Here is a 21,599-nt window from a genome sequence, read left to right as displayed (position 1 = left end):
GAATTCCAATGAATCTCACACAAGTTCGGCTCGCACAAAGCTTGTTGGTCGGCAGCCTGTTCATGGGAACGCTGGGTTGCGGCGTTAGCAGTACCAAAACAATGCCGCTTCCGACTTCGAAACAATCCGACAGCGTCGAATCAGCCGAAGGTGGTTTGGCGTCGGCATGGGATGATATCGCGGGTGCCAAGACCAAGCTGCGAGGCGATGATGTCGTGGTCGTGGACTTACGGGAAGTGGCCGAGTCCGATTTGGAAAACGCGGTGAAGTTGCTGTCCAACACCAGCACGGTCAGCGAGTTGTTCTTGCCCGATGCGGCTTGGACCGAGGGGATGGTTCTGCGATTGGCGGCTCTTCCCAATCTGAAACGTCTGCGAGTTTATGGCAAGGCGTTTGATGACGCGAAAGCGAAAACGATATCGGGTTTGCCGGCGTTGATCGCGGTCACTTTCCAAGACACTTCGGTTACTGACGATGGTGCGAGTGTGTTGGCGGAGCTGAATGAGCTGCAAGAAATCTCGCTGATGAATTCGCCGGTGACGGACAAGGTTCTTGAGTCGATTTCGACGTTGCCCAAGCTGACGAAGCTTAAGTTGCGAGGTACCAAAATCACGGGGCAAGCGTTCGATCCAATTTCCAATTTGCCGTTGAAGGATCTGGAATTGGCGGAAACCGATTTTGGTCCCGAAGGCATGCCCGCTCTCGCGAATATTGTGGGTTTGGAAAAGATCAATCTCTGGCTGACCAAAATTGACAACGAGTCATTGAAGGCATTCGAGGGCAAGACATCGTTGACGGTCTTGAACATCGACAACTGCCCCGCGATCACCGAAGAAGCGATTCCGGTGATCGTCTCGCTTCCTCATTTGAAATTGCTGCACTTGGGCAAGACGAGCGTTGCACCGGACGCGCTTCCGCAACTCAAGCCGCTGCAAGAACTCGAGACTTTGTTCGTGACCAACCTCGGTTTGGAAGACGCTCCCGCGAAAGAACTCGAGGCGATGTTTCCGAACCTGAAGCGTTTCGAATATTGATTTGAGCCGACGTCGTTTCAGTCGGTCTGTTTGATGATTGGTTCTCAGCGGCTGGTTGCACGAGCCCGATCGTAGATCGCTTCGTTTTCTTTTGCCGATTCGAAGAGGTCCACGATTGGATGCGAGTAATCCACCGAAAGTAGTCTCTCCAGAGAAGTTCGAAGATCATCCAGTAGGTCGATTTGTTTTCGACGCGTTCGTCCTCGTAGCGTCGCACGTGATCGGCGATCGTCCGTGCGGAGATGCACCCGTGAGCCAACCACGGTGAGAACTTCGATGAGTCGTTCGGTGCCAGTATCCCATTGGGAGTTTGCTTGTAGACCCGCAAGCGATCCTCGTCCCAAATGTATTCCTGCAATCGCTGGTTTCCCGCGGTTTGTCCTCCGGGAAATCGATTCAAACATCGATCGTCTTTCGATTGACTCAATCGTCCGAGCGAATTCAAGGTCGGGATTTCGCCGGCTTCCAATCCTTCGGGGAGTTCACAGTTGATCTGACTTGGTTCGCCGAGTGGAGGTCGAGCCTCGCAGTGTTTTTCGATTTGCTTTCGAAAGTCAGTGAATAGTTCCGGTGTATCGGCTATTTCAAATGGCCCGGTTCGGTGAAACCCCAGGGCGGTTGTTTCGAATTGTCGCGGATCGATGCATTGGACTGCGAAACACTGATCGGCAGCGGCGGCGCGGAGAAGAGGTTCGTGGTCGATCGTCCGAAGGTCGTTTCGAAACCAAATCAGTGCGTTCGCCATGGCGTGCCAGTCGGTCGTCAAAGAAGTCCGAGAGCCTGCTGCCACGAACGTTTCTGTTTCTTCACGCCAAACTCGTTGTGCAGGTCGGACCAGGATTTAGAAATCGCGGCGCAAGCGTCTTCGGGAGTTTTGTCGCCTGTCAAGCATTGACGAACTTCCGAGTCCAGAACCGCGAGGTATCGGTCGCCGCCGACCAAGTTCAGTGGCGGCATCACGTTGGGGTTTTGCCAAGCGGTTCGCAACCAGGGTTGGTAGTTTCCGCCGGTCGCATCGTCGATCGATGAGCTGGCCGTTGGGTGCTGGAGACCTGGGATCGAACGGTACAACGGTTCGCTGCCCTGCCCTCCCGCTAGCCACTTCAAAAACTGGTTGGCAGCGGCCGTTTGTCGGCACGATGCGGCCAGCGATCCGACGAGGGTTTGCGGTGCGAGCACGACTCGGCCGGTTCGTGCCAGCGCCACGCCGTCAGCATCGACCGCTCCAGATTCCGCGATCGGGAACGCCGCCACTTGCACGTTGCTGGTCAGAGTCGCTTCGTCTTCCGCATCGGTTTGGTCGGTTGTGACCTGTGGGAACCCAAGCCCGGCGACCAGTTTGCCGGAACTGACGTCGCGGAAGATTTCACCGGGAGTCATTGATGATTCGGGACCGTGCTTTGCCGTCGCAGCCATTTGCCGAAGGACGTCGACATATTCGGGCTGGGTCAAAAGCGGTTCCAGTGTGTTGCGATCGAACAACCAGGTGGCACTCAGCACGGAAGCCAGACGCCACAGGTACGACACGCCGGCCCAACCTTCCGCGGTGGGCTCAGCGACTTGTCCAGGGAACTCAGCCGCGAGTTGTTCAAGGTCGCCCCATGTGATGGCAGCTGATGTCGAAACCTTCGTCGCTGCCTTTTCGCCGACCATCAGAGCGGGCAAGGATCCGCCCAAACATTTGGCTCGTGGTTCTTGCGCGAACGTCATCGCCACTCGGACCGCGGGCGGATCCGACTTGGTTGTGCTCGCACCCGAATCTTCGCTCGATTCTGATTGCAACGAAGGCATGATCAATTCGCGTGAAACCATCTCGCCCAGTTGGCTGAGCGGATAGGCGATCACCTCCGCCTTCGCCGCGGCGTCCCAGATCGCAGGTTGGTCTTCCGCAGTTTCAGAAGAGGTGTTCGGCGGTGTGATGACGGTGATCTTCAGCGGTTGTTCGCTGATCGATTGCCAGGTTCGGCGAAGTGTTTCCGCGTCGGCATCGGTTCCCGTCCAAACCACTCGCAGCGGAACATCGGTGCGGACCGTCGTATTTGATTCCGACTCATCGCTTTTGGAAGCCTCGCGGCAACCGGTCAAAACGGCTGCTCCGGCGACCGAAGTCCACGCCAACCATTGCCGTCTTTGCCAGACGGATCGACGCCCGAGATCGGTTTCGCTCAGCCCACCGGAAGGCGAGATTTCACAGGCTTGGTTTGGTTGGCGGTTGCCGAGTGAGGCGGAGTGAGACGCGTCCCGATCGGCAGATTCAATCTTCGCGGAATGCTTCGCGAGGCGAGTTTTCGCAGGCATCGTGGGGCTCGTGAGACGACAGTTTGGATGTTGGTTGCGTGGTTGAAAACGCAAGTACGCGTTATACTGCCCGCCAGTTCGCTTGATCCGAGCGGCTCTCGTCCTCCTTGTCTTCGATTTCACTGCACTGAAGCAACGCAACATGGCTCACTATCTCGGCATTGACATTGGCACCAGCGGCACGAAGACCCTGCTGATCGACGAAACCGGCCAGGTGGTTGCCGAGGCGAATGCAGAATATCCCATGGAGCAACCCAAACCGGGTTGGACTCAACAGGATCCCGAGCACTGGTGGGCGGCGACGAAAAAGACCGTCAAAGCGGTGATGAAAAAGTCAGGTGTCGACAAGGCCGACGTGAAAGCGATCGGTTTGTCGGGACAAATGCACGGTTCCGTTTTTCTGGACCGTGATGACAATGTGATTCGTCCGGCATTGTTGTGGAACGATCAACGCACGGCCGATCAGTGCGACCAAATCACCTCGGCTGCTGGCTCGCGTGAAAAGCTGATCGGCATGGTCGCCAATCCGGCATTGACCGGGTTTCAGGCTCCCAAGGTGCTTTGGTTGCGAGACAATGAGAAACGTAACTTTGACAAACTCGCGAAAGTTTTGCTGCCCAAGGATGACATCCGTCGGCGGCTGACGGGTGACTATGTCACCGAAGTCAGCGACGCCAGCGGCACGTTGTTCTTAGACGTGAAGAAGCGAGATTGGTCGAAGACTCTACTGGGCAAACTGGATTTGTCCGCTGACTTGCTGCCTCGCGTGGTCGAGTCCGAAGACGTCACCGGCACGCTGACCAAAGAAGCCGCGAAAGCTCTCGGGCTGACGACGGAGTGCAAGGTGGTCGGGGGTGCGGGTGACTGTGCCGCCGGTGCGATCGGCAACGGCATCGTCAAATCGGGTTTGCTCAGCACTTCGATCGGGACCAGCGGTGTGATGTTTGTTCACAGCGATGAACCCAACGTCGATGCGTCCGGCCGGCTCCATACATTCTGTCACGCCGTTCGCGGGAAGTGGCACATGATGGGAGTCAACTTGACCAGCGGCGGTTCACTGCAATGGTGGGTGGATCAAGTCGTGCAGGGCTTGGCCGGCGTTCCTGCCTCGAAACGTTTCGAAGCTGCCACGGCGGAAGCGGAGAAGGCGATCGCTGGCAGTGGTGGGTTACTATTTTTGCCCTACTTGAACGGTGAACGAACACCGCACGCGGATCCAAACGCACGCGGAGCCTTTGTGGGCATGAATCTCACCCATGACCGGGCTGCAATGACACGTGCGGTGATGGAAGGCATCACATTTGCACTGCGTGATAGCCTGGAAATCATCGAGTCATTGGGCGTTCCTGTCCGCCAGATTCGCGCGAGCGGTGGCGGCAGCAAGAACGTTTTTTGGCGTCAAATGCAAGCCGATGTGTTCGGCAAAAAGATCACGACCTTGAAGGTCGAACAGGGCCCGGCCTTCGGTGTCGCTTTGCTCGCCGCGGTCGGCGACGGAGCCTACAAGCACATCGCGCAGGCATGCCAGGCGACCATCGAGGTGGCCGCCGAAACCAAAGCGGATCGTTCCGCGAAACTCACTTACAACAAGCTCTTTCCTGTCTACCGATCTCTGTACGGCAGTTTGAAAGACGACATGCACCAACTGGCTGAATTGCAATCAACAAATTGAACGAATCCTCAGAAGCAAACGATCTCGCCATTCGGCGTCAGATCATCGACGAAACCCAATGCGTGGTGGTCAAGGTCGGCACGCGAGTTCTCACTACATCGGACGGCAAACTCGATCTCGAACGCGTGGATCGACTGGCGGAACAACTTTGCCGCATCGCCGACACCGGACGTCAAACCATCATGGTCAGTAGCGGTGCTGTCGGCGCCGGCGTCGCCAAACTGGGTTTGCCGCAGCGTCCAACCGACCTGAAGTCGTTGCAGGCGATCGCCGCGATCGGACAAGCTGACTTGATCGGTGCCTACGAAAAGTCGTTGCAGAAACGAGGCCGGCACGCCGCTCAGGTTTTGCTAACCCGAAACGACCTTCGTCGTCGCAGCGGTTACTTGCACGTGCGCAATGCTCTCAACGGAATCGATGAGTTGGGCGCCATCGCGGTTGTTAACGAAAACGACTCGGTTGCTGTTTCGGAATTGAAGACAACCTTCGGTGACAACGACCGTTTGGCCGCTCAGGTCGCGGGACTTTTCAACGATGTGATGTTGATTTTGTTGACGGATGTTTCCGCACTCTACGATGGTCACCCCGACGAAAAAGACAGCCAGCCGATTCACATGGTCCATGATGTGGACGATGGTGTGATGGCATTGGTTGACGACCAAGTGTCTGCTGTCAGCAAAGGTGGAATGGGCGGCAAGTTGCGAGCGTCGAAGCTGGCCAACTCGCACGGTCATCCCACGATCATCGGATCGGGCACCGAGGATTTTGTGCTCGATCGAATTTTCGCGGGCGATGCAGTGGGGACATTGTTCGTGCCTCCAAAGCGTTCGCTCAAAGGGCGGCGACGTTGGATCGGCAGTTCCGCCAACGTTGCGGGGACGTTGTACCTCGACCAAGGCGCGGTGGATGCGATCCAGAAGCAAGGCCGTAGTCTCTTGGCGATCGGGATCCAACGCGTGGAAGGAAGCTTCGCGCACGGGAACGTGGTCCGTTTGGTTGGACCCAATGGCAAAGAGTTCGGACGCGGTCTATCGAACTACCGCAGCCACGAGGTCGCCCGCATCGCTGGCAAGCCCAGCGAACAAATCGAATGGATCCTCGGGCATCGTCCTTACGAGAACGTGATTCATCGCAACAACTTGGTGCTGCGGATCGTCCCCGAGTGAGCAGCGGGCTGGGCTTCCAAACCCGGCCAAATCCAACGACGGTCTTGGAAGACCATCGTACGAGCAGTTGGCTGAGCCGGAACGCAACCCGTCCGGCTAAGCCGCACGTCGAAGCGGTTCACGATGCAACGATGGCATCGGCAGCGTTTCGGGATTGTCGTCGACTGCCAGAACGCCGGCGGTTTGCACCGAACGCGAAATCGCGTTTCCGGCCAGAGGAGCGGTCATGCGTCGAAGGCCCGAGATGAAACTCGATGGGCGTAGTCCGCCGGCCAGTGTGGTCGTGAGTAGGCGTTGGATACCGCGACCCCAACCGGCCGACCCGCCGCCGCGGAAGTGATCCGAGATGGCTTGCAGGCGCCGATGGTTTCGGTGGATGCGAAGGTCGTAGTCGAGCACTTCGGTTTCGAAGTCGACGCTCATTGCGCTGTCATCGGCAACCACGCATCGCCAACCTGCTTGGGTGGTCAGGTGACCAAATGCAAGCGAAGCCTCGATCGTATCGGTGCCGCGATAGGTGCCGATCAAACTGCGAAGCAAATCTCGACGCCAGAACGACGCGGCGAGGAAAGCTCCTTCGATGCGAGCGGCGGCTTTGCGAGCCACTTGTTTGTCGCCAAATCCAATTGGGCCGCAAGCGGATGAAGCGGTGGTCCGCCATCCCGCATGCTCGATCCGCTGTGTTTCTGAATCGCGGACCACCGGCACAACCACGCCGGTTTCGTGGCCTTCGAATTGTGCGAGCGCCGCTTCGGTCCAGTTCTCGGTGGCAACGTGGCCGTCAGTGACAACGTGCACGAAACGACCCATCGCCGATTCAGCGGCTTCGGAAATTTGGCGCAGGACGCTCGTCGAACCAGTGTCGACGAACCGCACCTCCTCGCCCAAATCAAACGGGTCGTCATAGCTCCCGTCATGAGGCACAATCACCTCGCACCCATCTGGGCGATGCTGCAATACACTTGCGAGCGAGGATTCGAAAGCCGCGTCATCACCACCGTGAGGGACGACGATCGACAAACGCGGGATGTTAGACAAATTTCGCACCACTGCACCTGCCAAGGATTCTGCTTACCGGGCTGACCGAGACCCTCGGTTCGCCGCTGTGAAAGGATTTCGGACGGGAGCGTGATTCCAGTTGAGACGATCGGTCCGGTTCATCTCGAAAGCGGGCAACTTCCTTTTGAGTCAAACGGACCGACCCGATAATCGTCATCGCTTTCCAAACCCTTTCTTCTTCCATCCGCGAATCTCACGACGTGAAACGTTTGCTATGAAACAAGTCTCACTAGGCCACGATGGTTTCCCCGTCTCTCGACTTGGATTCGGGGGGTGGGCATTGGGTGGCCAATGGGGCGCTCAGGACGACGAAGCTTCCCTCGCTGCGCTCCAGCACGCCGTTGAACATGGGATCACCTTCATCGACACCGCTCCGGGATACGGGGACGGTCGCAGTGAGCAAGTGATCGGTCAGTTTTTGAAACAACTGCCGGCATCCATTCGCGAAAAAATTCATGTGGCGACGAAGACGCCGCCTTCGGAAGGTCCGTGGCCGCCAAGCCCCTATTGCCGTTGGCAAGATCGATACGGAGCCGCTTACATCCGTGCAAACGTCGAAGAACGTCTGCGGAATCTTGGTGTCGAATGCCTCGATTTGTTGCAGCTGCACTCTTGGACGTCGGCATGGAACGATGACCCGCAACCGTTGTTGGTTCTGCAGAAACTTCGCCAAGAAGGCAAAATCAATCGCATTGGGTTGTGCACTCCCGAGCAAGACCAGAACTGCGTGATCCAGTTGATGCGAGATGGATTGGTCGATGTCGTCCAGGTTGTGTTCAATATCTTTGAGCAAGAACCCGCCGCACAATTGTTTCCTGTTGCGGAAGAGACTGGCACCGGCGTGATTGTTCGCGTTTCACTGGACGAAGGTGCCCTGACCGGCAAATACTCCGCGGATCATGAGTTCCCCGAAGACGACTTTCGATCCGGGTTCTTCGCCGGCGACCGCATGCAGCGAACGACGAAGCGGGTCGATGCCATTCGCGATGACCTGAAAGAGTTCGGGCTGGACGAACACTATTCTTTGGCCGCCACCGCGATTCAGTTCGCGATGTCACCGGCGGCGGTTCAGACCGTGATCGTTGGAATGCGAAATGTCGACCAAGTCGCATTGAACGTCGCGACGGAAGCTCTGCCAGCGTTGCCCGAGGACTTCTTGCGTCGACTGCAATTGCACCAGTGGCGTCGCGGCGTTTGGTACAGCGGCAAGTGAATCACAAACCGGCGAGTCGATTTTCGGCGTCGCCGAATGCGTCGATCGGCACGCCCATGCGATCCATGATCGACAAATACATGCTGCAAAGTTTTCGGTCGTCGTCGGATTCTTCCAAGTAGTCCAAAACGCGGCCGGTTTCGAGTTTCCCAGAAAGGCCACCGGTCAGTAGCACGGGCAGCTTGCTGGAATCGTGTGCGTTGCCGGACCACATGCTGGACAGGAACAACAAGCACGAATGATCCAGCACCGTGCCGTCACCTTCTGCCATCGCATCGAGCTTGCCGGCCAAGTAGGCGTATTGGCTGCAGTAGTATCGCGAAATTCGTTCATAGGCATCTGAACGATCGCTGTGCGATGCGGAGTGGTGCGTCGATTTCACGTCGAGGAATGGATAGAACAATCCGGACAAGTCACGGTTGAGGAGCAGCGTTGCGACTCGAGATTTATCGGTTTGGAATCCTAACGCCACGATGTCGCACATCAGTCGCATGTGTTCGCGGATGTCTTCGGGCAAACCATCATCGGGACGCTTCATCGCGTGAATCGGTTTGCCCTGATCCTTGGCTCGGTCGCTTGCCTTCGAGTGAGCCGCTCGCATGGAAGCGGCGCGTCGTTCGACTTCGCGAACGCTACTCAGAAACTCTTCCAACTTGGCTCGGTCGGCCACACTGACTTGTCGTCGCAGCGACGCCGCGTCTTCGCCGACTCGGTCGAGAATGCTTTCGTTGCGGCGACTGCCTTGGTTGTCGAACAACGCGTCAAAAGCCAGCGATGGGTAGACCTCCATCGGCACCGGTGACGTTGCGTTCTGCCACGAAATGTGTGAGCTGTAGGCCATCGAAAAATTGGTTTCGTGGTAACCCGTTACCGGTTGCTCGCACCCGAGCACCAAACTGGGAACCGCCGTTTGATCCTGGAAGTGATTCGCGAGAACTTGGTCCATGCTGATGTCGCCGCGAAGTTCGGAGCCCTTTTTCAGCGACGCACCTGAGAGAATGTTGCCCGTTTGTCCGGGGTGAATCCCAACGCCGGTCGCGTTCTCGTTGAACAGTCCGGTGATGAAATTCATCTTGTGCTTGAGCGATTCCATGGGCGCCAGGCTCTTGCCCAACTCCATGTCTTCGCCAGCACCTTTGGCCCACCAGTGATCGGCGTTGATCCCGCAGCCCATGAACAACGCGGCAAAGCGTTGCGGGGTTTCCGCGGCGTCGTGGCCGATCATCGTTTCGCTGCCCCAGACCGGGATCGATTCCAACCACGGCAAAGCCATGGCCACACCGGCACCACGCAGCAACGTTCTTCGATTGACAGCAGGATTCATGGCGAAGGTTCCGTTTCGGGGGTGGGAGCGTTGTCGACGGAGGCGAGTTGAATACGTTTGTTGCGAAACGCGGGACTGGTCACAATCGTTTCCATCAGGGATAGGAAACGGTGGTCGTTGGCTTGCAGGTTGGACTTCATTTCTGCGATCAGCGATTCGTCTGAGAGCTGCAACGAGCGTCCAAGTGCGAATGCCAAAAGCTTGCGACACAAGTGCTCGACAAAGTCGTCTTCGCGGTCGCGCCGGATGTAATCGCGCAGGCCTTCGATCCCGTCGCCTTGGCCGCCATCGGGGAACACAACGCTGGCGTCGATCGCACGTCCGCCCAGGTCCGCGTCTCGCATTTCACCCACGGGACCGTAGCCTTCGAAGACCAACCCCATCGAGTCGATTCGTTCATGACATCCTGCGCAACTGGGATGCTCGCGGTGTCGAGCGAGCGCCTCGCGAATGGTCAGTTCGCCGAGTTTGGATTCGTCTTCGGGCAATTCCGGGACTTCGGCGGGAGGTGCCGGAACGTGCTCGCCGAGAACCCGCTGCACGACCCAGTTGCCTCGCTGCACGGGGCTGGTTCTCAAACCTGGTGAGTTGCGAGTCAAGAAGACTCCCATGGGCAACAATCCGCCACGGCCAAATTCGTTTGCACTGGAAAGCTCAATCCAGCCATCTTCGGAGTCGGATGCTTTCAACAACGAGTCAAATTGTTTCTCGTCAACGCCGTAGTGCATCGCCAACTCTCGATTGACGAAGGTGTGATCGGCGTAAAGGAGATCCAGCACTGAGCCGTCTCGTTCCACGACGTCGGTGAACAGTCGCAACGGTTCCTCCAACATCGCTTGACGCAATTCGTCGGTGAACGTCGGGAACTTTTCGCGGTCGACTCCATTGTGTTGATCGAAGCGGCGGAAGTTCAGCCAGTTGCCCATGAATTCGCGAACGAAGCCTTGGCTTCTGGCATCGTTCAGCATGCGGCGTGTTTGTTCCGCGAGAACGCTGGGATCTTGCAGTTGATCCTCAGCTGCCAGCTCCATCAGCGTCTCATCCGGCATGCTCGACCAGAGGAAGTAGCTCAGGCGATTGGCCAGCGAATGAGAATCGAGTGGTTGCACGCCCGAAGAAAGTTTGGAAATAACTGAACCGGGGTCAGCCTGGCCAGAGTTAGTCGGGTCAACGCGGTAGCAGAAATGGGGCGACATCAGGATCCGCACGACACAGTCGCGAACGGATTCTTCGTGGTTGAGTTCGCCTTCGGTCCGCAGGTATTGATAGAACGCGAGCAGCGAATCCTTGTCGGTTGGTTCGAGCGGACGACGGTAGGCTCGCTCGGCAAACTGCAGCATCGCTTCGAGCTGGACTGGTTCGGACTGTTCGCGAATTTGTTCCAGTGAGCGGAATGTTTTGGACATGTCGTCGAAGTAACGCCGAATCGCTGCGAGAGCTTTCTCGCTCGCTCCAACCCGCTTGGCTTTTTCGGTGTAGGCATCACAAAGTCCGCGGACCTTATCTTCGGAAATGCAGTCCTTGTCTTCGGCGCGGTACCGATCAAACACTCGGTCTCGCATGAATTTCGAATCCGTGCGGTCAAACCAAATGAAGCCCGAGTACTGCCGCATCGGGGCGGACGCGACGAAGTCCAGTTCCAACCAAAGGCGATCCAATGTCGCTCGCTGGGCATCGGTCAGCATCAGGTCGCAAAGCGGCGCGTCGTCACGGAAGTATCCCATTTGGCTGTGGAATCCGGCGCTCAAGAAGCGACCTTTCAGCTTCTTTTCCTTTTTTGGGTCCAGGTACACACGAGCTCGTTCGGAGATCAAAAATTGATCCGGAAACACATCGCAGAATCGATTCAGCTCTTCCGCGAAAGTTGCTTGGTCGTCTTCTGATTCGGGAACGAGCATGCATGCGATGACAGCCTCTTCAGCCGGAATTTTAAACCGGCTCGGATCGAAGGTTTTCATTAAATCCGGCAGCGGCGGAAGTTGGTCTTGTGCGAATCGTCGTCGGTTGGCGACGAATTGGCGGTTCTTCCAAAGCACCAGCGACTGCGAACCTGGGTTCATGTCCGGTGCGGTCAGATTGGGAACATCCGGAATCAGCGACTGACGAAGAGACTCGATGAATTTCGCGATGTCATTGCAGTGTTGTTTGGCTTCCGTCTCGGTCTCCGTTGTCTGCGTGACTTCGTTCCACATGGTCTTCAAGGCGACGATGGGACCAATCGTCGTGGGATCGGACTCTTTCGCTGAATCGGTGAGTAGGTCACTCAGTGTATGACAGTACTTTGCGCTGACACCATGTTGTATCGCGAGGTCGTCAAGCGAACCGCCGGCGGGCGACTGTTGGTGTTTCCATACCACGAACAAGTGGTCTGAAATCTCAGTGTTCTGCTCTCGATAGAAATCGATGATTCGATTGACGCAGAATTTGTCACGGTCGGTGGGGGTGATCACCGGGTGAGGCGAGAATGCGAGTCCCGACGGTGTGATCGCCATGTGTTCGGCGACGCGGCGGGCCGCTTGCAGGTACTTTTTCAGCAGTGCCGGCGACATGGTTAGCGATTCGCCCGAGTTGTCGAAACCGGCCTCGTTGGCGGGATCGATCGGGAAGTCCGCTGCGGGGCGAATGTCGACGCCGGTGAGATCGCGAATCGTGCGATCGTATTCGGAGCTGCTGAGTCGCCGGGCGAGCACCAAACCGGGGTCGCCGCTGGTGCGTTTTGCTTCCGCTTCCTTCAGGGACTCAATCCAAGCAATCACCGCATCGCATTGCTCGGTGGTTGGCTGAACGTCGGAGTCCTCCGGTGGCATGTCGCCGACTTCCAGGCGATCCAGAACCACGGACCAGTGACGAAAACGCTTCACGACATCCTCGATGTTCCGGTCCGCACTCAGGTCCAGGTCACCTTCGGCGGATTGGTCATCGTGGCACTGCAGACAATTTTGCTGCAGGAACGGTTGGACCGTTTCTTGGAAGACGGTTTCGAGAGAGTCCGATCCTTGAGACGTGGCACAGCAACAGCTGACGAGAAGGATCAAAACAAATCGCATGGAATGCATGGCCGCGTTGAGGTTAGGAGGGAACGCGAATCGGGGCATGGGGTGCGGGAGAACCGCGGCGGGATGATCGAGGTCGAGGCGATCGACGAACGATTGTGCCCATGATAGCCCATCGACGTCGTGAACAAACCGGCAAACCAAACTGGGGGTCGGCAATTTTGCAATCTACGCCCGAGTCATCCATACTGAATGGCCTCCTCTGGCACAGTCAGTCCCGGCTCAACATCGATCCGCTGACGCACGCCCTGCTTCATGATTCTCATCCCGTGAGCGTTTCCCATGACCGCTGTTCCCACCAACGAAGGAAGCGAGACGACAGCCGGACCGACGCGCCGACAACAACTTGAGCATCACCTGAAAACCTGTCCCACGGATCGCGACGGGTATCTGGAATTGGCGTCGATCTACCGAGAAGAAAATCGGCCATTGCAGGCCGCCAAGATTCTGAGCCAGGCTCACGAAACATTTCCTGATGATGCTGCGTTGGTGTGGGAACTGGAAGAAGCCCAATTGGCGAGATCCGTTCAACAGTTGGTCGAAGTCCGTGACCTGGCGGCTCGATTGGGCAATTCATCCGTGGATCATGAATTGGAGCGAGCGACCACAGATTGGGGGAACTGTCGCCTCAAGGTTTGCCGAGCCCGGCTGGGTCGCGATCCTTCGTTGACGTATCTGCACATGGTCCTTGGTGAAGCCTTGTACGACCTTGAACGGTACGACGAAGCAATCGACGAGTTGGAACCTTTGTTGGATTCGGAAACGCATTCGCCAGGAGCCTACTTGCTGACTGGGCGTTGCCAGTTGTTGCTCAGCAAAGACATGGCGGCGATGAAATCGTTGCGTCAGGCGTCGATTCGCCGAGCGGTCATCGGTCCCGCGAAAACTCGATCGGCGGCGCTGAAGTTGCTGATCGACTTGGCCGAACGGCATGGACTCAACGCGAGTTTGCAGTTTTATCAACAATCTCTTCAGGCGATTCCATGAATCAAGCTATTGGTGACCCCGATCAAATCCGCCAGTTCGCGTCGCAATTGGCTCGATTTGCTGAAGAGTTGCGACAACGCGGCACGGGGCTGTCCGCGCAGATGAACCAGTTGGAGCAGAGCTGGCGGGATGAACAGCAACGAAAATTCAATCAGGAATTTCAGGATCAACTGCGGCAGCTCCAGCGATTGGTGCAAGCCACGGACGAGCACGTGCCGTATCTGATGCGGAAGGCGGACCAGTTGGATGCCTACCTCGGGCGTTGATGATAACAACGGAAGCGATCCTTCTCGGTGAATTTTGCGCCACCCGAATTCGTCTGGATTCACGTCTGCCTTCGGCTCGAAACCGCTTTCAGCCATAGCGAGCGTTGACGGTCAATCGTCTTGGACGCTGTGGCGATTTGTGTCTCGGGGCGACTTGAACGACTGGCGAAGTCGATGGATCCGTGAAGGGTTCTTGCAACGAGCGGTCCCAATGTCCACCCTATTGACGCGGGAAAGAAGAAATCCCACGCCCCATTCACGCAAAAGCCGCTTCAGGCACCCAGGTGATTCGGCCGATACTTCCCGTCTAAACTTGCGATTCAACCTGACCTCGATACCACTCTGTTCAAAGGCACTTCCCGACGATGAGCCAGCACCCGAACTCGTATCCGAAACTGCACAACGCTGCTTGGCCCGGAGTGGTCGGCAAGGGCGATGACGATGCCAACCCCGTCATCCCTTTGGACGAAATGCTTGACCTGACCGCTGCGGCGGAAGTGGACGGTCGGAAATTTGATGGAGTCGATTTGTTCTTGTTCTCGCCTCATGTTTCCATCGACGCGGATGACGCGGAACTGGAAGCCTTGGCCGAGAAAGTCCGTAGCCGATCGTTGGACATCGGAACCGTGGTTGCTCCGGTTTGGGAACCCACCGGCGGCGGCAGCGCGGGCGGCAGTCCCGAAGAAGTCGAAGCGTTCTTGAAACAAGTTCGCAAGGGATGTGAGATCGGCAAGAAACTTCGCGAACTCGGCGTTCGACCTCACGGTTGCATTCGCTTGGACAGTGCGATGGGTGTGGCCGATTGGGTGAAAGATCCCGAGGCCAACCAGAGCAAGATTGCTGACACGTTCAAAGCTGCGTCGGACATCGCCGAAGAGTACGACGAACGTCTCGCTGCCGAAGGCGAAATCTGCTGGGGCGGCATGCAGTCTTGGAAGAAGATGGTCGACTTGCTCGAACGCGTCGGTCATCCCGAACGATTTGGTTTCCAAGCCGACATGGCTCACACGTTGTTGTACTTGCTGGGCTACAACGCTCCCGAAGATGCGATCCTTCCACAAGATTTCGACTGGGCGGACAAAGAGAAGAAGGCCGCGGCTCTGAAAGAACTGACGCATGCGTTGCGACCTTGGACGATCGATTTCCACGTCGCACAAAACGATGCGACCGTGCACGGAACCGGCAGCCACGACAAAACGGGACGCCACTGTTTGCCAAACGATCCCAATGGCAAATTGGACATCGCCACGGACGCGGGCCACTGGCTGCGTGACGAGCACGGCGACGTGTTGCAGACCTGCAAACACATTTGCTGGGACGGTTGCATGTTCCCCAACGACGTCATGCACAAACCTGAAACCTGGAACGATATCTTGGCTGCGATGCTGAGCGTTCAGGATGCTCACGGATGGAACGAGTGATTCGGCGACGTCAGTGAATCAACTGGCGGCACGTCGAAATTGGACGGCTCGCGTCGTACCGCTACGAGGCCCCTTCCGCTTAATCAAATGAATAGCCCTTCTGTAACGTCAGACATGGCGGCAGACGGGCACCTGCTTTCCAGCAACATTCAATCAATCTCCTCTTTTCCCCACATCGACGAATGAAACCTCTGAACATCGGTTTGATCGGCTACGGCTTCATGGGCCGAACGCACACCAACGGATACCGTCAGGCACCTCGCTTCTTTGACCTGGAATACCATCCCGTTCTGAAGGCCGTTTGCGCTCGCAACGAAGAGAAGGCCAAGCAGTTTGCGGAGCAACAAGGTTACGAGTCGGTCGAAACCGATTGGCGTAAGTTGCTCGAGCGTGATGACATCGACGCCGTCGACATTTGCGTCCCCAACAATCTGCACAAAGAAATCTCGATCGCTGCCGCGGAAGCTGGCAAGATGGTTCTGTGTGAGAAGCCGTTGGCGCTCAGCACCGCCGAAGGCATCGAAATGTGCGAAGCGGTTGAGAAGGCGGGCGTTCGCAACATGGTTTGGTACAACTACCGCCGAGTCCCCGCGGTCACCTTGGCCAAGCAAATGATCGACGAAGGTCGACTCGGAAAGATCTTCCACTACCGCGCCAACTTCCTGCAGGACTGGACGATCAACGCCGACGTTCCCCAAGGTGGTGCGGCGACGTGGCGTCTAGATGCGGAAGCGGCAGGCAGCGGCGTGACCGGTGACTTGCTGGCTCACTGCATCGACACCGCGTTGTGGCTCAACGGCAGCATTCAAGATGTCTCGGCCGTGACAGAAACGTTCGTCAAAGAACGTGTTCACGCCGAAACCGGTGAGAAGACTCCCGTCAAAATTGATGACGCGTGTGCTTTCCATTGCCACTTCGACAACGGTTCGCTCGGATTGTTCGAGTCGACTCGTTACGCTCGTGGTCACAAAGCGTTGTACACGCTGGAAATCAACGGCGAGCACGGTTCGCTTCGTTGGGATTTGCATGACCTGCATCGTTTGGAATTCTTTGACCACAACGACGACAGCATCGTCCGCGGCTGGCGCAGCATTCACGTCAGCGATGGCGATCAGCCATACATGGCCAACTGGTGGGTTCCCGGATTGCAGATCGGCTATGAGCACACCTTCGTGCACCAAGTCGCTGACTTCTTGAAGTCGTTGGAATCGGACCAGCCCGCTGCACCGACTTTCCGCGATGCTTTGGAAACCCAACGAGTCTGCGATGCTGTGCTCGACAGTGCCGCAACACGCAGCTGGAAAGACGTGAAGTGAGACCCAGCGACCTGACTGGTTTAGCAGAGCTGTTTCCCGCGGATCGGTTTCGTACCGATCCGGCAGCGCAGGCAGCTTTTGAATCAGACGGGTTGCTCGCTTACACCGCCCGGCCTCGCGGGGTGGTCTTTCCCGAGACCGCCGACGAGGTCGTGTCCGCGGTGCGTTGGTGCTACGAACACCACGTGCCGGTGGTCGCTCGAGGCAGCGGCACGGGGCTTTCCGGTGGTGCCATGCCGCACCGCGACGGAATCGTGATCGCGCTGAATCGGCTGAACCGGATCCTGCACGTTGATCCAGTGGAACGAACCGCGGCGGTTCAATGTGGCGTTGTGAACCTCGCTGTTTCTCAAGCCGCTCGGCCTCATGGGCTGTACTTCGCACCGGACCCTTCCAGCCAATCTGTGTGCACGATCGGTGGCAACATCGCGTTCAATTCCGGTGGAGCACACTGCCTAAAATACGGCATGACCGCCGGGCACACGCTGGCGATGGATGTGGTGCTCGGTGATGGAACTGTGACCAGCATCGGTGGATCGTCATTGGAGCATGCCGGTCCGGATTCCACCGGTTTCATTTGTGGCAACGAAGGTATGTTGGGGATCGCCCTGCAAGCGACCTTGCGATTGCTGCCACTGCCGGAAGTCTTTCATACCGTCTTGGTTGGATACGACGACATCCGCGCGGCGGGGAATGCGGTTGGTGCGATCATCGCCGCGAATTTGTTGCCTGGTGCGATGGAGATCATGGATGCGATGTCGATTCGTGCCGCCGAAGCCGCCGTGGCGTGTGGTTATCCCAAGAACGCAAACAGCGTGTTGATCGTCGAGCTGGAAGGTTCGGCGGAACGCGTTGCGATGGAAAAGGAAACCTTGGCGAAGGTGATCGCCGGTACTCAGCCGTCCGCGGTCGAGATCGCTGCGAACGATGCCGAACGACTGGCGATTTGGAAGGGACGCAAGTCGGTGTTCTCGGCGGCCGGTCGATTGAGCCCTGACTTCATCGTTCAGGATGGCGTCGTTCCGCGGCGTTGCTTGGGCGAAGCCCTCGAACGAATTGAGTCGATGAGTCGTGAATGTGGTGTTCCCGTCGCGAATGTTTTTCATGCCGGCGATGGCAACTTGCACCCGCTGATCATGTACGACGGAAAGATTCCCGGTGCCTTCGACAAAGCCAATGACTTTGCTCATTCGATTCTGCGGTTGTGCATCGAAATGGGCGGTTCAATCACGGGCGAACACGGAGTAGGGATCGAGAAACGCGGTGTCTTCGCCGAAATGTTTGATGAGCCCACGATCGACTTGATGCACCGTGTGCGAGCGGAAATGGACCCGCACGAAATCTGCAATCGCGGCAAGATGTTTCCGGATGCGGAGTCCCCTGCCCTGTCCACGTCAGGATTGCATCCACTGGAAAAAGCGGGGGTGATTTTCCGTGAGTGACTCCGAAAATACAGCGTCAATTCCCGGAGACATCGAAACTCCCGAATCAGTGCGGCACTGGGCGGATCTGATTCGAGATTGGAAGGCTTCGTCGACCGGAGATCATCTGATTCCGGTCGGTGGATGCAGCAAGCTTGGTTTGTCGTGCGTGAACAGCAGTGCGGATGCCGAAGCGAATTCTGCACGGCGTTTCTCAACACGGAACCTAGCTGGCATCCTTCAATACGATCCGTCTGAGTTCACCATCTCGGCCGCCTCGGGAACGTCCCTCCACGAAGTCATTGCCGCTCTGGCGGAGCACGGTCAAACCCTGCCGTTCGATCCGCCACGGGCGAAAATGGGTGCAACGATCGGCGGGTGCGTCGCGTCCGGTTGGAGTGGTCCCGGACGCTGGCGATATGGAGGCCTGCGGGATTTCATCCTCGCCGCTTCGTTCCTGGATGGTTTGGGGAACGAAGTTCACACCGGCGCACCGGTCGTCAAGAACGCGGCCGGATTTGATTTTCCCAAGCTGATGGTCGGAAGCCTTGGGCGATTGGGTGTGCTCACGCGATTGACCTTCAAAGTCTTTCCTCAATCGGTCGAGCCACAAACTTGGGTGGTGAAGTGCGGCGACGTTGCCACGGCGACCTTGCACATGCAAACGCTCTCTCGATTGCCGATCGAACTGGATGCGATTGAATTGTGCCAACCGGGAATGACTGACCCAGATGACTGGTGCATCGTGTTGCGAGTGCCCGGGCCTCAGTCGGTGGCCGAGTCCATCATGGATCGCGTCAAGAACATTGTCGGCGAGACCGAGACGCGTAAGTTGTCGGAAGAGCATGCTGAGAAGTCATGGTCCAAACTGCTGCACGTCGAAGGAGAAGTCTCCGTTCGCATTCCGATGACCCCGCGGCAAATCGAAACCATCGTCCAGTCGTTTCCGAAGCAGTTGTCTGAACTTGGATGGAGGTTCCACTTCGGCTTGGCTGGCAATGTGATGTTTGTCACCGGTTCAGGCGACTTGGTCCTGTTGGATTCTTGGTTGGTCGAGCATGGTTTGGCTGGCTTGGTGCTCGATGCCAATGACGCCACAGCGCGGGGAACGCAAATTGGGATGTGGCGGCACGATGAAGTGGTTGTTCGAGTGGCAAAGGCGATCGATCCTCAACGATGCTTTGCACCATTTCAGTTTGGCGAGCCAATGCACTTTGTACGCTCGGGAGCCTGAAGACCATGCAGCATAACATTCCCCTGGAGACGACCGGACCGAATGCCGATGCGATGGCGGAAGCCGTTAGCACGTGCATTCGTTGTGGCTTTTGCTTGTCGGCTTGCCCGACCTATGACGTTCTCCAACGCGAATCGGATTCGCCTCGGGGGCGCATCATTTTGATGAAGGAAGTGTTGGAAGGTTCGATGCCGGCAGACAAGGCTGCGCCTCACCTGGATGCTTGTTTAGGCTGTTTGGCTTGCGAGCCCGCATGTCCTTCCGGTGTGTCGTACCGGCACCTGCTCAGCCCCTATCGCTCGCTCGTTCGAGATCGTATTCCCGTTGCTTGGCCGCAGAGGCTGCAGCGATGGCTGACCGCTCAAACCCTGCCCTACCCCAAACGATTTCGCTTCGCGGCGCGAATGGGGCAGATTGGCAAAACGTTTTCCGCCCTGGTTCCATCGTTCTTGCGGCCAATGTTGGATCTGTTGCCGGAGACCTTGCCCGCTGCGACGAAGCTGCAGCCTCGCTACTCACCAATGGGTGACCAAGTTGGGCGTGTTGCGTTGCTTGCTGGTTGCGCTCAACAAGTCCTGGCACCTGAAATCAACGAAGCCACGATCGCGGTGCTTCGGCACATTGGCTTGGAAGTCTTGGTGCCACCAGAGCAGAGTTGTTGTGGCTCGCTGGCTTGGCACGTTGGCGATGGTGATCGAGCGGCTAAGTTCGCTCGCAACAACGTGCGTGTCTTTTCGAGCGATTCACAACCGATTGACGCGATCGTCACCAATGCGGCGGGATGTGGATCAGGCATGCAAGAGTACGGCATGATTTTACGAGGCACTGACATTGAATCGCAGGCGGCATCTTTGGCCGCGACGGTGAAGGACGTCTCCGTGGTTGTGTGCGAGCATGCGGATCGACTTCGGCTGAAGCGACCCGCGTTGGTGCATGAGGGCGAGTCGATCGTGCGGGTGGCCTACCACGACGCATGTCATTTGGCCAACGCTCAGGGAGTGCGACTGCAGCCTCGCGAATTGCTCTGCCGGGTTCCGGATGTGGAGTTGGTGGATGTTGCGGAAGCACACTTGTGTTGTGGTTCAGCGGGAACTTACAACTTGGATCAACCTGAAACCGCGGATGAGCTCGGCCGCCGAAAAGCGAAAGCGGTCTTGGCAACGGGTGCCCCGATCGTGGTCAGCGGCAACATTGGTTGTCTGACGCAGTTGCAATCGCATTTGAATTCCATGGCGACGGAATCGCACCCAGCACCTCGAGTGATGCACACGATGGAATTTCTGAGTGCGTGCTTGGAAGAATCGCCCTCCTTCGAAACCAACCCTGGACCGAAACGATCGCCATGAGTTTCAACGAATTGTCTTTGAGCGAGCTGGAAGCGTTGGCTCGGCAGGAGAACGTGCAAGGGAAGACGATCGACTGCTTGCTCGCGTTGCAATCGGACGACGAAGAGGTGCGGACTTGGGCGAGTGAAGTTCTGTCGGGATCGGTCGAGCCAACCGCTGACGAGGAAGAAGAGATGGCTGGATTGCTCGAGACGGTTTTGTACGAAGGCGAAGATGGTCAGAGCTGGGCCGCGACGGCGGTCGACCAACTCTACTGGACCGCAACGATGCTGGGCCGCCTGAACCAGGTCGATCCATCAACCTCAAAGGTCCTGCGAGAACTCGCCGAGTCCAAGTCACCCGCCCTAACCCCCGCCGCCAAACGAGCCCAGTCAGTCATCGAACGATTGGTGGGGTGACGATCGCCCCATTTCGCAGGCTTTGAAGAACATCTCACAATTAATCGTGCGAATTGGACGCAAGCCTAACCTAGGAGCGTTTGGTTTCTGAGGCGGTAAAGGTGCTTTGAACTCAAACCGCGAGCGTTCTATTGTGGTTCGCTGTGTTTGTCGGTGGGTTTGACGAGCACCAAAACCTCTCCTAAGCCGGAGCATTCGATCGGTGGGAAGTGTTTCAGTAGGTTGGCGGGAACGACTGGGTTTGACCTCGTGAGCCGCTCGGGTGTTCGCACCTGTTGTACGTGGGAGTCGTGGCCAACGCCAAACAGCTTACGTACCCGAAGACACCTGCGCACTTGCTTTGTGGCCCCGTGCTGACGCCCGATTTCACGCCGAAGAATTGTCCTTTTCG

General features: G+C 57.2%; 17 protein-coding genes. 12 read left to right on the top strand and 5 right to left on the bottom strand.

All coding sequences use genetic code 11. The annotated features are described in order from the left end of the window. Positions 1–8 precede the first annotated feature (8 nt). Complete coding sequence (locus CEE69_RS19895; RefSeq protein WP_099262371.1) at positions 9–1,034, top strand: leucine-rich repeat domain-containing protein; 1,026 nt, start codon at positions 9–11, stop codon at positions 1,032–1,034. Here CEE69_RS19895 and CEE69_RS19890 read toward each other — a convergent pair. Next, complete coding sequence (locus CEE69_RS19890) at positions 922–1,779, bottom strand: deoxyribodipyrimidine photo-lyase (protein ID WP_099262449.1); 858 nt, start codon at positions 1,777–1,779, stop codon at positions 922–924. The two genes, CEE69_RS19895 and CEE69_RS19890, sit on opposite strands and share 113 nt — an antisense overlap. Positions 1,780–1,796: 17 nt before the next feature. Continuing rightward, positions 1,797–3,332, bottom strand: coding sequence for an ABC transporter substrate-binding protein (locus CEE69_RS19885; RefSeq protein WP_099262370.1), 1,536 nt, complete (start codon positions 3,330–3,332; stop codon positions 1,797–1,799). A 142-nt stretch (positions 3,333–3,474) separates the two neighbouring features. Between CEE69_RS19885 and xylB the strand changes: the two genes are divergently transcribed. Continuing rightward, positions 3,475–5,004: a xylulokinase gene (xylB, locus tag CEE69_RS19880; RefSeq protein ID WP_099262448.1), complete on the top strand. Its 1,530-nt coding sequence runs from the start codon at positions 3,475–3,477 to the stop codon at positions 5,002–5,004. Beyond that, entirely contained in the window at positions 5,001–6,170 is a 1,170-nt protein-coding gene (proB, locus tag CEE69_RS19875; protein ID WP_099262369.1) for a glutamate 5-kinase, read from the top strand. The genes xylB and proB overlap by 4 nt, the downstream gene beginning before the upstream one ends. Before the next feature lie 96 nt (positions 6,171–6,266). Here the strand turns inward: proB and CEE69_RS19870 are convergent, their stop codons facing one another. Further along, on the bottom strand, positions 6,267–7,217 hold the full coding sequence (locus CEE69_RS19870; protein ID WP_099262368.1) for a glycosyltransferase family A protein: 951 nt from the start codon (positions 7,215–7,217) through the stop codon (positions 6,267–6,269). A gap of 226 nt (positions 7,218–7,443) precedes the next feature. Here CEE69_RS19870 and CEE69_RS19860 point away from each other — a divergent pair, with 226 nt between their 5' ends. Next, on the top strand, positions 7,444–8,442 hold the full coding sequence (locus CEE69_RS19860; protein WP_099262366.1) for an aldo/keto reductase: 999 nt from the start codon (positions 7,444–7,446) through the stop codon (positions 8,440–8,442). Between the two features lies 1 nt (position 8,443). Here the strand turns inward: CEE69_RS19860 and CEE69_RS19855 are convergent, their stop codons facing one another. Both CEE69_RS19855 and CEE69_RS19850 read right to left on the bottom strand, forming a co-directional pair. Beyond that, positions 8,444–9,766, bottom strand: coding sequence for a DUF1552 domain-containing protein (locus CEE69_RS19855; RefSeq protein ID WP_099262365.1), 1,323 nt, complete (start codon positions 9,764–9,766; stop codon positions 8,444–8,446). Then, positions 9,763–12,861 (bottom strand): DUF1592 domain-containing protein, encoded by a 3,099-nt coding sequence (locus tag CEE69_RS19850; protein WP_099262447.1) that lies wholly within the window; start codon positions 12,859–12,861, stop codon positions 9,763–9,765. Before CEE69_RS19850 ends, CEE69_RS19855 begins: the two co-directional genes overlap by 4 nt. Positions 12,862–13,101: 240 nt before the next feature. Between CEE69_RS19850 and CEE69_RS19845 the strand changes: the two genes are divergently transcribed. The 8 genes from CEE69_RS19845 (at position 13,102) to CEE69_RS19810 (ending at position 21,208) form a co-directional block, all read left to right on the top strand. Then, a complete protein-coding gene (locus CEE69_RS19845) occupies positions 13,102–13,806 on the top strand; it encodes a tetratricopeptide repeat protein (RefSeq protein WP_099262364.1) in 705 nt (234 codons plus the stop codon). Beyond that, entirely contained in the window at positions 13,803–14,072 is a 270-nt protein-coding gene (locus tag CEE69_RS19840) for a WXG100 family type VII secretion target (RefSeq protein WP_099262363.1), read from the top strand. Before CEE69_RS19845 ends, CEE69_RS19840 begins: the two co-directional genes overlap by 4 nt. A gap of 365 nt (positions 14,073–14,437) precedes the next feature. Further along, the gene (locus tag CEE69_RS19835) at positions 14,438–15,493 is read left to right on the top strand and encodes a sugar phosphate isomerase/epimerase family protein (protein WP_099262362.1); all 1,056 of its coding nucleotides are present in this window, start codon (positions 14,438–14,440) and stop codon (positions 15,491–15,493) included. A gap of 182 nt (positions 15,494–15,675) precedes the next feature. Then, complete coding sequence (locus CEE69_RS19830; protein WP_099262361.1) at positions 15,676–16,809, top strand: Gfo/Idh/MocA family protein; 1,134 nt, start codon at positions 15,676–15,678, stop codon at positions 16,807–16,809. Beyond that, on the top strand, positions 16,806–18,251 hold the full coding sequence (locus CEE69_RS19825; protein WP_099262360.1) for an FAD-binding oxidoreductase: 1,446 nt from the start codon (positions 16,806–16,808) through the stop codon (positions 18,249–18,251). The genes CEE69_RS19830 and CEE69_RS19825 overlap by 4 nt, the downstream gene beginning before the upstream one ends. Next, positions 18,244–19,464, top strand: a complete 1,221-nt coding sequence (locus tag CEE69_RS19820) for an FAD-binding oxidoreductase (protein ID WP_099262359.1) — start codon at positions 18,244–18,246, stop codon at positions 19,462–19,464. Before CEE69_RS19825 ends, CEE69_RS19820 begins: the two co-directional genes overlap by 8 nt. 5 nt (positions 19,465–19,469) lie before the next feature. Continuing rightward, positions 19,470–20,810, top strand: coding sequence for a heterodisulfide reductase-related iron-sulfur binding cluster (locus CEE69_RS19815; protein ID WP_233215430.1), 1,341 nt, complete (start codon positions 19,470–19,472; stop codon positions 20,808–20,810). Beyond that, positions 20,807–21,208 (top strand): hypothetical protein, encoded by a 402-nt coding sequence (locus CEE69_RS19810; RefSeq protein WP_099262358.1) that lies wholly within the window; start codon positions 20,807–20,809, stop codon positions 21,206–21,208. The genes CEE69_RS19815 and CEE69_RS19810 overlap by 4 nt, the downstream gene beginning before the upstream one ends. Positions 21,209–21,599: the final 391 nt, after the last annotated feature.

This window comes from Rhodopirellula bahusiensis (assembly GCF_002727185.1).
Lineage (GTDB): Bacteria > Planctomycetota > Planctomycetia > Pirellulales > Pirellulaceae > Rhodopirellula > Rhodopirellula bahusiensis.
Note: the sequence above shows the minus strand (reverse complement) of the source record. Positions and strands in the feature narration are given on the sequence as shown.